The sequence below is a fragment of the Myxococcus eversor genome, from assembly GCF_010894455.1.
In the GTDB taxonomy this organism is placed as follows: domain Bacteria; phylum Myxococcota; class Myxococcia; order Myxococcales; family Myxococcaceae; genus Myxococcus; species Myxococcus eversor.
In genome coordinates, this window is the sequence record NZ_JAAIXY010000001.1 from 484,940 (window position 1) to 497,553 (window position 12,614).

At 69.7% G+C, this 12,614-nt stretch carries 10 protein-coding genes; 5 read left to right on the forward strand and 5 right to left on the reverse strand.

Annotated elements, in window-relative coordinates:
* The first annotated feature begins 32 nt into the window (after positions 1 to 32).
* From G4D83_RS01970 to G4D83_RS01980, 3 genes are read left to right on the forward strand one after another with little or no spacing between them, the layout of a single operon-like run.
* Positions 33 to 1,949: a HEAT repeat domain-containing protein gene (locus G4D83_RS01970; protein ID WP_163861987.1), complete on the forward strand. Its 1,917-nt coding sequence runs from the start codon at positions 33 to 35 to the stop codon at positions 1,947 to 1,949.
* 54 nt (positions 1,950 to 2,003) lie between these two features.
* Positions 2,004 to 3,773 (forward strand): hypothetical protein, encoded by a 1,770-nt coding sequence (locus tag G4D83_RS01975; protein WP_163861991.1) that lies wholly within the window; start codon positions 2,004 to 2,006, stop codon positions 3,771 to 3,773.
* Positions 3,774 to 3,823: 50 nt separating this feature from the next.
* Positions 3,824 to 4,543, forward strand: a complete 720-nt coding sequence (locus G4D83_RS01980) for a hypothetical protein (RefSeq protein WP_240356098.1) — start codon at positions 3,824 to 3,826, stop codon at positions 4,541 to 4,543.
* A gap of 106 nt (positions 4,544 to 4,649) precedes the next feature.
* Here G4D83_RS01980 and G4D83_RS01985 read toward each other — a convergent pair whose 3' ends face one another.
* The 5 genes from G4D83_RS01985 to G4D83_RS02005 all read right to left on the reverse strand — a co-directional run bounded on the left by G4D83_RS01985 (position 4,650) and on the right by G4D83_RS02005 (position 10,308).
* Positions 4,650 to 6,392, reverse strand: a complete 1,743-nt coding sequence (locus tag G4D83_RS01985) for a DUF885 domain-containing protein (protein WP_163861997.1) — start codon at positions 6,390 to 6,392, stop codon at positions 4,650 to 4,652.
* Between the two features lie 22 nt (positions 6,393 to 6,414).
* Positions 6,415 to 7,731 (reverse strand): amidohydrolase, encoded by a 1,317-nt coding sequence (locus G4D83_RS01990; RefSeq protein WP_163862000.1) that lies wholly within the window; start codon positions 7,729 to 7,731, stop codon positions 6,415 to 6,417.
* Positions 7,732 to 7,826: 95 nt separating this feature from the next.
* Complete coding sequence (locus tag G4D83_RS01995; protein WP_163862003.1) at positions 7,827 to 8,915, reverse strand: SDR family oxidoreductase; 1,089 nt, start codon at positions 8,913 to 8,915, stop codon at positions 7,827 to 7,829.
* Between the two features lie 82 nt (positions 8,916 to 8,997).
* Positions 8,998 to 9,570 carry a TetR/AcrR family transcriptional regulator gene (locus G4D83_RS02000; protein WP_163862006.1) on the reverse strand — a complete coding sequence of 191 codons (573 nt, stop codon included), beginning with the start codon at positions 9,568 to 9,570 and terminating at the stop codon, positions 8,998 to 9,000.
* Positions 9,571 to 9,624: 54 nt separating this feature from the next.
* Positions 9,625 to 10,308, reverse strand: coding sequence for a polyamine aminopropyltransferase (locus G4D83_RS02005; RefSeq protein ID WP_163862009.1), 684 nt, complete (start codon positions 10,306 to 10,308; stop codon positions 9,625 to 9,627).
* Positions 10,309 to 10,467: 159 nt separating this feature from the next.
* Between G4D83_RS02005 and G4D83_RS02010 the strand changes: the two genes are divergently transcribed.
* Together G4D83_RS02010 and G4D83_RS45440 are read left to right on the forward strand one after the other, a co-directional pair.
* The gene (locus tag G4D83_RS02010) at positions 10,468 to 11,058 is read left to right on the forward strand and encodes a sll1863 family stress response protein (protein WP_163862012.1); all 591 of its coding nucleotides are present in this window, start codon (positions 10,468 to 10,470) and stop codon (positions 11,056 to 11,058) included.
* Between the two features lie 157 nt (positions 11,059 to 11,215).
* On the forward strand, positions 11,216 to 12,604 hold the full coding sequence (locus tag G4D83_RS45440; protein ID WP_205522549.1) for an eCIS core domain-containing protein: 1,389 nt from the start codon (positions 11,216 to 11,218) through the stop codon (positions 12,602 to 12,604).
* Positions 12,605 to 12,614: the final 10 nt, after the last annotated feature.

Consider the following 12,614-nt stretch of genomic DNA (forward strand, 5'->3'; position numbering starts at 1 on the left):
GTCCTCTTCCGTTCCGATTCCTGGAGTCCGTCATGCGTCGCCAGAGGTTCGCCGTCCGCACGGCCGTGCTGTCCACCCTGCTGCTCACCGGCTCGCTGTCCGCCTGGTACTTCACGCGCCCCACCGCGGCGGTCGCCGACCCCTCGGCCGTCGTGAGCGACTCGCGGCTGCCCCTGTACCAGTGGACGCTGGGCGAGGAGCGCGTCTATCGCCTCGTCTGGGACGACCTCCAGCGCGTGTCTCTGCCCCTGGCCACCGCCGGCGAGTCCACGACGATTGACGGCACGCTGCACCTGGAGGGCTCGCTGGCGCTCCAGGCGTTGGAGGTGCGCCCCACCGGTACGCGGCTGCGCCTGACGCTGAAGTCGCTGGAGCGGCACGAGGCCATGTTGTCGGGCCAGCCGCTCCTCCCCGACGCCGCCACCTTGGCGGCGCACCTTCCCCAGTCCGCCTCCGCGTGGGTGGAGCTGGACGCCCGGGGCGCGCTCCTGGCCGTGCGCTACTCGGAAGCAGAGCCGCCCATGTTCCGTCAGCTCACGCAGACGCTGGCGGCCGAGATGTTCCCCACCGAGCTGAAGGATGCCTCCGAGTGGAACGCCCTCGAGGCCACCCAGACGGGCGACGTGGAGGCCAGCTTCCGCTTCGAGGGCGATGGGGACGCGAGGCTGACGCGCCGTCGCTCGCGCTACCAGAAGCTGCGTGCCGCGGGCGGGGCCGCGCCCTTCCAGCAGGACCTCAGCTCGCTCACGCGCTTCGAGCGCACCCCGGACGGGCGGCTGGCGGGCGTGTTCCACGACGAGTCCCTGGACGCCTCGCGCTCCGACGGCGGCGCGCTGATGTCGCGGCGGATGCGGCTGCGCGTGGAGTTCGCCTCCCGCGAGCTCAAGCCGCTCGTCGCGACCAGCGAGGTCAAGTCCATCATCCGCCAGCCCGCGCAGATTGCATTCGAGGGAGACCCCGAGGTCGCGCTGCTGCGCAGCCAGGCCGATGGGATGACCATCGACCGCGTGCTCCAGGTGCTCTCCACCGCCACGAGCCCGGAGGCCATCGCGGGCCTGGACGGCTTCGTGCGCCGCGCCATCGCCGCGCTCAAACTGGAGCCCGAGCGCACGCGGGAGCTGTCGGGCGCTTTCCTGCGCAAGGGCGCGTCGCCCGGGCTGCGCGAGCTGACCATGGACATCCTGGCCGGGGCTGGCCATGCCGAGGCGCAGGCCACGATGCGCGAGCTGCTCCAGTCGCCGGTGGCCCGCGAGCACGAGGCTGCCTTCGGGTTCATGGTGCAGCGCGCCGGCTTCCTCAAGGAGCCCGAGCCGGAGACGGGGCGGATGCTCACGGCGATGCACGCCCAGGCCCGAGCGGCGAACGACGTGGGCACGGAGCGGGCGTCCCTGTACGCCCTGGGCGGCGTCGTCTCGCACCTGCCCGAGGGCGACCCGGAGGTGGCGACGTACATGCGCCCGCTGGAGGACGCGCTGCGCGATGCCCGCGATGACGAGGAGCGCCTGCATGCGCTGCGCGCGCTGGGCAACACCGGCCAGGAGTCCGTGCTGGACCAGGCGGGGCCCCACCTCCGCGCGGACTCGGCGGAGGTGCGCGCCGCCGCGGCGGGCTCACTGCGCAAGGCGCCGCAGGAAGTGGCCACCCGCATGTTGCTGGACTCGCTCGGCTTCGAGAAGGAGCGCGTCGTCCAGGCCGCGCTGCTCGACGCGCTGGATGCGCGCACGCTGGACGCGGCGGACCTGGAGCGACTGCGGGCCTGGGTCGTCTCCGGCCAGCTCGCATCCGGCGCGGAGTCCACGCTCCTGAACGTCATCACCCACCGGCTCGACGGCAGCGCGCCCATCTACCAGATGCTCCAGGCCCTCGCGCTGCGCCCGGGACAGCAGTCCTCCGTGCGCGCCCGCATCATGTCCTTGATGGCCCAGTCCTCCGCGCAGCGTGACGGCTGAGCCACCGCTTCCCTTCGCCTCCTGTCTCAATCACTCCCAGCATTCGAGGTCTTCATGAAACGCATTCTGAACGGGCTGGGCCTGGTGGCCCTGCTCAGCCTCTGGTGGTCTCCGGTGGCCCAGGCGGACGTCCTGGACGACGTCTGGCGCGGTACCAACGTGCGCCTCAACGCGGCGCGCATCCACGTGAAGGGCAACGACTACGCCACGGGCTACTGGCTGCTGCCCAAGGCGTCCGGCACGCTGAACCTCAACGTCCCCGCGCGCGACTTCGGCATCAACTCGGACGTGGTGCTGCGCATGTCCGGCTCGCGCTCCGGCAACGTCCTGACCTGGACCTTCAACGAGACGCTCTCGACGCCCTACTACCTGGGCGGCGCCAACAGCGTCACCCGCGTGCGCGGCACGCTGAAGGCCCTGGCCCGGCAGGTGCGCGGAGCGGATGACCCGTTCTGTGCCCACTCCGCGTGTCCGCACAACGTGGAGCTGCTGTTGACCTCCGGCAGCCAGGTCTGGGTGGACGGCTACACGGACATCGTCTTCAAGTTCGATTGGACCGAACCCGTGTCGGTCCGCCAGTTCGTGGCCTACGCGGGCATGCCCCGTCCCCGGCTGTCCTCGGTTCGCGTGCTGACGTCCACCAACCGTTGCCAGTCGTCGGACCCCTCGGAATTGGTGGGCGAGGTGACGCTGAGCAGCCCCGCTCCCACGGGGGGCGCGCTCGTGGAGTTGATGAGCGTGGATGCGAGCGTGGGCGTGCTCAACGTGCGCGTCCCCGAGGCCCAGCGCACCGCGCGCTTCGCCATGCGGCTGCCCCCGGGCTGGTCCGGTCCCACCGTCATCCAGGCGTCGTCAGGAGGCGTGAATCAGACGCTCAGGGTCGCGCTCCAGCGGTGCGTCCTCATCGTGTTCCCCTTCAAGTACTGGTTCACGTTGCCGCGGTACTCCATCCCGCGCTTCGTGCTGAACGGGGGCTCGGTGGTGGCGCGGCTGGAGAACCAGGAGTCGGACTCGCTCATCACCACGAAGGACACGTATTCGCTCCAGGAGGTCCTCAAGGCGAACCGCGTGGAGGTGAAGGGCGTCAGTGGCAGCGGCGACGTGTTCGGCACCGCCTACACGTCCAAGGGCCCCAACGCATTCCGGCTGAAGGCCAGCGCGGTGAAGTCGGGCCCGGAGCTGTGGGTCGACGGCTACGAGGCGCTCCTGGGCAATGCGCATGGCACCCCGCTGGTGCGCTGGCCGGATGACAAGGACACCGTGTACCTGGTGGACGAGGTCGGCCCGATGAAGCACCAGGGCCTGGCCGGGCTCGCCTCGGGTCGCATCTTCTTCAACGCCCTGGGTGAGGCCGCGTCGACCGTGGCGACGAGCAAGGGCACCCGCGCGGTGCGAATCGTCGGCAAGGAGTCCCAGGTCCTGGTGGACCAGGAATCGGAAGTCACCGCGCTCAACGACGTGGGCGTGGTGCTCGGAACGGTTCGCACCTCCGACAAGAAGCTCAAGCCCTTCCGCTGGTCTCGGAAGGACGGCACGCAGTGGCTGCCCCTGCCCGAGGGTTTCGCGACCGCGAAGGCCGTGTCCCTCAATGCCAGCGGCTGGGCCGTGGGCACCGCCACCTCCGAGGATGGCAAGACGCAGTCGGCGTTCATCTCCACCCCGGACGGGAAGAAGAGCGTCCCTCTGTCCCAGGTGGCCCCCGTGGAGCTGACCAAGGCGGGTTACCGCTTCGTGGAGGCGCTGGCCGTCTCCGACGACTTCGAGGTCCTGGTCCGCGCGGTGGATGGCGAGGGACAGACCGTGCACCTGGTGCTGCGCCCATGAGCGACGCCGACACCGTGCTCCCTTCGATACTGCGAATGAGGAATCCCATCGTGAACCTGAACTCACCCCTGCGGGGGCTGTTGATGCTGTGCATGGTCGTCATGGCGGGCTGTGGAAGCTGCCAGGGAAGCAACCCGAGCTGCGACCCCAGCCAGGCGGGCACGCAGGGCTGCGCGTGCCGCACCGACTCCGCGAGCTGCAACGCGGGGCTGGCGTGCAACAGCGGGACGTGTGTGCCGTGTGGCTCCGAGGGGCAGGAGTGCTGCGTCGTCAGCGCCACGGGGACTTGCAGTGGCTCGCTGATGTGCGTGATGGAGTCGGGCGGCGAGCTGTGCCGCAACTGCGGTGATTTGGGCGAGGCGTGCTGCAACTCGGCCAGCGGTCAGATGTGCAACCCGGGAGGCAACTGCGTGGGTGGCAGCTGCAGGTCCGTGACGGGCGGAGCGTGCGACCCCTCGGGCTCCATCTTCGTCGTGGGCATCCAGGACATGAACCTGTGCGCGGTGCGCACCGTGGAGGTCCGCGCGACGACGGCGGCGAACGCGATGACGTGCGCGACCACCAGCGGGATGCTCAACTCCGGCGAGTCGTTCTACGAGGTTCCGAACACGCCCATCACCGACTACGAGATGTGCGTGGAGACGTCGGCGGAGGGGCGGCGCACCACGTCGGTGAGGGCCTTCGGAGACTTCGAGGCCCGGCGCTGCGCGCTCTTCACCCGCTGCGGGAGCGAGGGCTGCCTCAGCCTCTTCCCGGGGCGCTGCATCTAGTCACGAGGGGAAGTGAGGAGCACGGGCGTCTTGGGGGACGCGCGTGCTCCCGCGAGTCGCGGCGAGGGCCTTTCGGCCCGGAGGCCCTCGTCGCGGCCCGCGGTCCTCAGCGCAGGAGCAGCCGCCGCACCAACGGAAGAGGGAGGCTGCCCTGGGCGACGAAGGCGTCGTGGAACTGCTTGAGGCCCTGGCCCTTCGCGGCCTGGTAGTCCTGGGCCAGACGCTGCACCTCCAGCTTGCCGAACGTGTAGTAGAGGTACGTCGGGTTGTAGGCGCCGCGTCGGGCCTCCTCGTAGGCATTGGCTGGCTGTTGGAAGCACTTCTCGACGAACAGGCGCGCGGCCTCCTCCACCGTCCAGCCCGCGGTGTGAAGCTTGATTCCGGCCACGTAGCGGCAGTCGCGCAGCAGGGCCTCGGAGAGTTGCGCCAGGCGCGGCTTCGGGTCTCCTCCGCCGAAGCCCTGGTCCAGCATCATCTGCTCGGCGTAGTGGGCCCAGCCCTCCGCGTTGCTGCCCACCGCGACGAGCTTGCGGACCTTCGTGGGGAAGCGGGGCGCATAGAGGAACTGGAGGTAGTGGCCGGGCCACACCTCGTGGATGTTGATGATGGACACGACGGGCGCGTTGTAGAGGCGCAGGTGCTCCTCCTTGTGCTTCGCGTCCCAGTCGGGCTCCACGGGCGTGACGTAATAGAAGGCCTCGGTGGCCTTCTTCTCGTAGGGCCCGGGCGTGTCCATGGAGGCGAAGGAGCCCGAGCGCGCATACGGCGGCGTCTCCTCCACATGCGGACGCACTTCCGAGGGAATGGTGACCAGGTCCTTGGCGACGAGGAACTCGCGCACGCCCTCCACGGAGCGGCGCACCGTGGGGATGAGCTCCTGGGCCGTGGGGTGGTCCACTTCAATCCTGGCCATCACCTGGGCCGGCGAGAGGCGCGGGTCGATGCGCTTCGCGGTGGCCACGAAGTCGCGGTAGTCCTTCTCCAGATTGGCCTCACCGCGCGCGAGCAGCTCCGGCAGGGGCAGGTCAATCATCTCCTCGTAGCGCAGTTTGGTGAGGAAGCGCTCCTCGCCCAGCGCGTACTTGCCCGTGGAGCGCGGCAGCAGGTCCTTCTCCAGCCACTGTGCGTAGTCCTTCACGGCGGCCACGGCGGCGCGGTTGGCCACGAGGAACGAGGACTGGAGCACGGCGTCGTTGCCCGCGGCGTCCTTCGCCCACGTCGCCACCGAGCCCTCGAAGAAGCCCACGGAGCCCTTCGCCATGCGCAGGGCCAGCTCGGTGAACTCGCGCGGCGGTGTCTGGACGTTGGCCTTGCCGGCCGCGAAGACCGCGGGCACGGCCTTCAGGCGCGAAATCACCGCGCGCAGCCGCTCGATTTTCGGCGCGAAGTCGCGCTTCATCAGCCCGTCGATGGCGCCGCCCGGCAGCCCCGCGTACAGCATGGGATTGTGCTCCCAGCTCCGCAGGACGCTCAGCTCGTACTGCTCCGCGAGCAGTTGGCTCTCCAGGGCCTCCGCGTCGATGGTGTCGTCGAAGGAGAGCGCGCCCTTGTCCACGGCGTGCAGTCGCGCGAGCAGCGTGTCCAGCTCGCGGATGCGGGCCTCGATGCGTGGCCGGCTCAGGTCCTCCAACTGGTTGTCATAGGCGTGAAGTCCCACCGCCGTGCCATTGGAGGGCGAGAAGTCGAACGAGGCCTCGAAGATGGTGTCCACCAGCTTCGAGAAGTTCTCGGGCGGATGGGCACCCCCCGAGGCGGACTCGGGGGCGGAGGCGGGCACTTGCCGCGCGCAGGCGCAGAAGAGCCAGCAGGCGGAGAGGAGGAGCGCGCGTGCGAGGGCGGCTTTGGGCATGCCGCCGTTCTACCAAGGCGCCTCAGGGCTTGCCCAAGAGCTCCAGGGCCGACGTTGTCAGTGCGGTGACACCCGTGCGCAGCGTGCGCTCCCGGTCCGGGATGAAGCCGGAAGAGTGGAGAGAGGGGAGTGGCTCTCCACCCGAGCGGGACTGCGTGAAGCGCTGGGGCTCCACGGCGCCGAGCCAGAGCATCACCGCGGGGACGCCCGCGCGGCCGTACTCGGAGAAGTCCTCGCCGCCCATGACGGGCTGGGCCTCGCCCACGTTCTTCTCGCCCAGCACCTTCGACACGGCGTCGGTGAGGCGGCGGGTGAGCGCCGGGTCATTGTAGGTGGCGGGCGTGCCCTCGGTGACTTCGACCTTGGGTGGACGGGTGGCGCCGGAGACGAGGGCCTCCCCCTTCGCGACGCGTTCGATTCCGTCGAGCAGCGCCTTGCGTACCTCTGGCTTGTACGAGCGCACGGTGAGCTGCAGGCGCACCTCGTCCGGGATGATGTTGTGCTTGGTGCCGCCTTGGATGGCGCCCACGGTGATGACGCCGGGCTCCAGGGGATGCTTCTCCCGGCTGACCACGGACTGGAGCGCGAGCACGGTGCGCGCCGCCATGACGATGGGGTCCACCGTGGTGTGCGGATACGCGCCGTGGCCGCCCTTGCCGTAGAGGGTGATGTCCACCGAGTCCACGTGCGCCATCGCGTAGCCGGCCACGTACTCCACGCGTCCGGCGGGAGCCGCGGTGGTGTTGTGGAGGGCCACCGCGAAGTCGGGCTTGGGGAAGCGCTTGAAGAGGCCGTCGGCCAGCATCTTCCGGGCGCCCGCGCCCACCTCCTCCGCGGGCTGGCCCACCAGCATCAGCGTGCCGCGCCACTGGTCCTTCTTCTTGGACAGCAGCGTGGCGGTGCCCAGCCACACCGTCATGTGCACGTCATGTCCGCACGCGTGCATCACCGACACCGTCTGGCCCTCGGGGTTCTTCACCGTCACCTTGCTGGCGTAGGGCAGGCCCGTCTTCTCCTCCATGGGCAGCCCGTCCAGGTCCGTGCGCAGCATGACGGTGGGGCCCGGCCCGTTGCGCAAGAGCGCGACGACGCCCGTGCCACCGACGCCGGTGGTGACGTCGAAGCCCAGCTTGCGCAGGCGCTCGGCGAGCTTCGCGGCGGTCTTCTCCTCCTGGAACGACAGCTCCGGGTTCTGGTGCAGGTCCCGATAGAAGGTGTCCAGCTCCGGATAGAGGCCATCCAGGCCCCCCAGCACGGCGGACGGCTGCGCCGCGAGTGAGCGCTCCACGGGAGCGGTCAGGAGGACGACGAGCAAGGCCAGCAGGGAAGGGCGATTCACCAGGAGGTCTCCGGTCCGTGTCGAAGGCGGCGCCACTACACCACAGGACGGGGCGCTCGGTGCGAGGAGCGCGCGGGGGCTCTGGACAGGTGGGGTCAGGCGGGACGCACTGCTGCTTCGCGGGCCCGTTCGACATCGGGGGTGAAGTCGGTGGCGCGAAGGAAGTCGAACCAGCGGTCCATCACCGTGTGCACCGGAGGGAGCTCCATTCCCATGCGGCGGGCCAGCGTGAGTGCGGGCTCCACCGGGTAGCGGGCCGTGTCGAGGAAGTCGAGCGACTCCGTGGCCACGCCGAGCAGTCGCTCGGGCAGCCAGCGCACCCACGAGACGGGCAGGGTGAAGCGCGGTGCCCGTCGACCGGAGCGCTCCGCCGCCCACCGGATGAGCTGATGGAGTGGAGGGGTGCTCGGGTCCAGCAGCGTGTACTCCTGCCCGAGTGTCTCGGGGAGCTCCGCCACGCCCGCGAGGAATCGCGCCAGGGTGTCCACGGCCACCACGGGGACGAAGGTCTCCGGTGAGCCCAGCAGCACGGGCATCGTCCCTGCGTGGACGCGCTGCAACGTGTCCCCGAGCCCCAGGCTCTGCACTGTCGCCCCGGTGCGGCTATCGCCGATGACGGAGGACGGGTGCACCGTGGTGACGGGAACCCCGAGCCGCGCGGCTGTCTCCAGCGCCACCTGATGCGCGAGCGCCTTCGAGGCCTCATAGGCGCCCGAGCCCGTGAAGCCCCGCGTGGGCGCGGGGACGACTGCGCCCGAGGCGTTGAGTCGAGGCCCGATGCGGTAGCCGCCCACGAGCACGAGCCGGCGCAGGGAGGGCAGTCGGGAGGCCAGCTCCACCACGGCGCGGGTGCCTTCCACGTTGGTTCTCCGTGCATCATCGGCGGACAGGTGCCAGGCGAAGCGCGCGCCCAGGTGGAAGACGTCGCGCACGCCGTGGAGCGCGAGCTCGTCATCGGCGCTCAGTCCCAGGCGCGGCGCATCCAGGTCGCCTTCCAGGAACACGAGCCGCTCCGGTGCGCCGCCCATAGCGGCCACCCAGTCCCGATACGCCTGGGCCCGCGCCCCCGCGTTGCGCGACAGCAGGGCCACCCGCTGCCCGCGCCGCGTGAGCTCGGGCACGAGCCAGCGCCCTATCAATCCCGTGGATCCGATGACGAGCGCATCTGGTGACGACATCAACATGATGACCTCGATATATATAGACCAGTCTACATATTATGGAGTCGAGCCGACGCGGCTCATCCGCGTTGACTCGGGCCCGCGGTCAGTCCAGCGACAGCAGGCGTTCCAGTTCCTTTGACAGCTCCTCGACGGGAGCCCTGCTGCGGTGGGCGCGCATGAGCAGCAGTGCGCCTTCGATGGATGAGAGCAACAGGGCCGCGCGTCGCCGCGACTCGGTGGGCGTGAGGCCCTCCGCGCGGAGCCGCTCGGCGAGGAGCTGTTGCCAGTTGCGCAGCGCCTCGGCGGCGGCCGCGCGCACCGGCTCGGGAGTGGCACCCGAGGAGAGGACCACGGCCGACACGGGGCAGCCCTTCTCGAAGCCGGAGGCCTCCGCCCGGTCAGCGAGTGTCGCCAGAGCGCGACGCAGCCCGGAGACGAGGCCCTTCTCGCTGGCGAGGTGTTCACCCAGCAGCCGCGTGACTTCCATGGAGGAGACCTGAAGCGCCTCCACCGCGAGCTGCTCCTTGCCGCCCGGGAAGTGGAAGTACAGCGAGCCGCGCGGCGCCTTGCCTGCCTCCAGCAACTCCTGGATGCCCGCACCCGCATACCCCGAGCGCTCCAGCATCTCCGCCGCCGCGGCAATCATCCGCCAGCGTGTGTCCTCTCCCTTGCTCACGAGGAGATGAATATACCGGTCGTCATATTCTGTCGAGCCCTTCTGGGGCCCGGCTCAGCGGCGGCCCTTGCCCAGCTTTCCGATGAAGAGGACGTGGCGGGGGCCCTTGGTGCCGTGGGCGTGGGGACGGAGGACCTCGACGGTGAAGCCGCACTTCTCCATGCGGCGCTCGAAGGCGGGGGCGGAATCCGCGCTCCATACGGCGAGCGTGCCTCCGGAGCGCAGGGCGCGGGCGGCGTTGGAGATGCCACGCAGGCCATAGAGCCCCTGGTTGTCGGGGTGGGTGAGGGCGCTGGGGCCGTTGTCCACGTCGAGCAGGATGGCGTCGAAGGTGGCGGAGTTGCGGTTCATCACATCGCCGACATCCCCTTCGATGACGGTGACGCGCTTGTCCTCGAGAGGTGCTCCAGCGAGGGGCGCCAGGTTCGGGCCCCGGTTCCAGGCGACGACGGTGGACAGCAGCTCCACGACGGAGACGCGGACGCCCGAGCCCACGGTGTCCAGCACGGCGCGCAGGGTGTAGCCGAAGCCAAGCCCTCCAACGAGCACCCGCCCGGTTCCGGCCGCCACCACCCCGGCGCAGCCCGCCTTCGCCAGCGCCTCCTCCGAGCCGTGCATCCTGCTGGACATCAGCGTCTGGCCGCGCACGCGCAGGACGTATTCATCCCCTCGGCGGACCAGGGTCAGCTCCCCCACGTCCGGCAGGTTGGCGCTCTCGAGTGTCTCCCAGGGCTTCATGGGCACGGCTCTTCGCTCGGAGCCGGCCCCGGGTCAAGCACTCCGCACGGCACACCGGGCCCTCGCGCCGCCGCCTGTGCGCAACGTCCGGGGCCATCCTCATCCATACCCTCGCGAGCAGCCGCCACCGGGCGGCGCGACGAAGGGGGAATCCAGACCATGAACGAGCGCGAGGCATATCTGCGGAAGATGGACGCGGAGAAGCAACGAATCGACGCGCGAATCGCGGAAGTCGAGGCGCAGTCCGATATCCGCAAGGCGGACGACGACCTGAAGGAACTGCGAGGCGTGAAGGAGCGGCGCGAGGCCTTCCACCGCAAGCTGGAGGAGTGGCGCAAGCGCGGCACGGAGGACTTCGAGCGGGGCAAGCAGGAGATGCTCCAGGTCTGTGACGACACGAACAAGTCCCTGGTCGACGCGGAGGAGAAGGCGGGCGTCAGGCGCGCGACCTACGAGCGCAAGCGCGAGGCGGAGCTGCGCGAGCTGGGAGCGCAGTTCGACGCCTGGGATGCGAACGTCTCCCAGACGCGGGCCGAGGACTCGCTGCTCACGAAGCAGGAGCTCCAGTTCCTGCGCGGCTCGTTCAAGAGCACGGGGGATGCGCTGCGTCGCCTCATGTCCGCCAAGGGCGGCGAGTGGTCTCGCCTGCGCCAGGAGTACGAGGCCTCCTGGAGGGAGCTGCAGGAGAACTCGCGCAAGATTCGCGCGGACGGCGCGGATGCGTCGCAGTCGCCGCCTTCTCCCTCTTGAGCCAGGGGACGGGGACGTGGGGATGAGACGCTCCACGTCCCCTGCTCGGAAAGGACCTGCCCCGGTGTGAAGCCGCCTGACGCGCGCGACACCCGGGGCATCCTGTCAGCCTCTGAATCCTGCGCGGTACATTGCGTGTCTCGACGGGAGACCTCGCATGGGCGTGTTCGTTCAGGAGTCGCTGTCCACGCGGGATGAGTCAATCTCCGAGCCCTCAAGTGTCACCGCGGGGGGCAACTCCCGGGCGCGTGCGCTGGGCGAAATCCAGAGGGCGTTCGATTCGTCGCCCCGGGTGGTGGCCCAGGCGAAGCAGGCCCAGACGCTCCAGCGCCGCGCGTCACCCCGCAACGACACCGGGCTGCCCGACGGCTTGAAGTCCGGAGTGGAGTCGCTCTCCGGCATGTCCATGGACGACGTGCGGGTCCACTACAACTCGTCTGCGCCCGCGCAGCTCCAGGCGCTGGCGTACACGCAGGGCTCGGACATCCATGTGGCGCCGGGGCAGGAGAAGCACCTGGCCCACGAGGCGTGGCACGTCGTGCAGCAGAAGCAGGGGCGCGTGCAGCCCACGACGCAGCTTCAAGGCGAGTCCCTCAACGACGCGCCGGGCCTGGAGCGCGAAGCGGATGTCATGGGCTCGCGCGCCTCGGGCCTGAAGCTGACCGAGCCAGTCCAGCGCAAGGTGGATGCACCTCTAGGGGCGGGTGGGGCGCCCATCCAGCGCGTGGCGGTGCAACTCGGCGCGGATGATGCGGGAGAAATCACCGAGGTGAATGTGGGGGGCCGCGCGGGCTCCCTCTGGCCCAGTGAGCGCCACCACACCACGCCCTGGCAATCGTATCTGGACACGCTCGACGGTGAGTTGACGGGACTGTCCTTCGCTGAGGCCACCCAGAGCATGAACGGACTCGACGACCACCTGAGGGCCCTGCCGGGCTGGGGCCTGCGCAATCAGCTGCAAGGCCCCAAGAGGGCGGCGCTGCAGGCGGAGGTCGCGGAGCTGAATACCCGACGGGTCAACGCCAACGCCCTGGGGGATGACTCGCCCCTGCTCGCGATATCGCTCCAGCGCTACATCCAGCAGTGGCTGGTGGTGCGCAGCAAGCTCCCCCTGGCCCAGGCGGACTTCGGCGGAGGCGCCGGCACCGTGGCGGACGACGCGCTGGTGGCGCGCACCGCGAACACGGGAGGCGACGTCGACGATGACGACCTCGAGGCCTCGCTGTTCAGCATGTTCGACTTCAAGACGGTCCAGGACACGATGACCGAGTCGGATGGCAGCAATGCCGACGAGGAGTACGAAATCTTCGGGTTGGACCCGGCCCGCATGGCCACGGCGGGCGTGGGCCTGGATGCCCTCAGGGGCATGGCTTTCCGGCAGCATGCCCGCTCCATCCGCAAGGCCTATCCCACCGCGTTCGGCCAGCTCTATGGCGGTGAGGCCAATCCCATCAACGCGATGGTGGCCGCCATGGAGCAGCACTGGCAGGACAACGCCGCCTCTGATTCCGAGGCCTCCGACGACAGCATGTCCGACTCCGAGTGACGGAAAAACG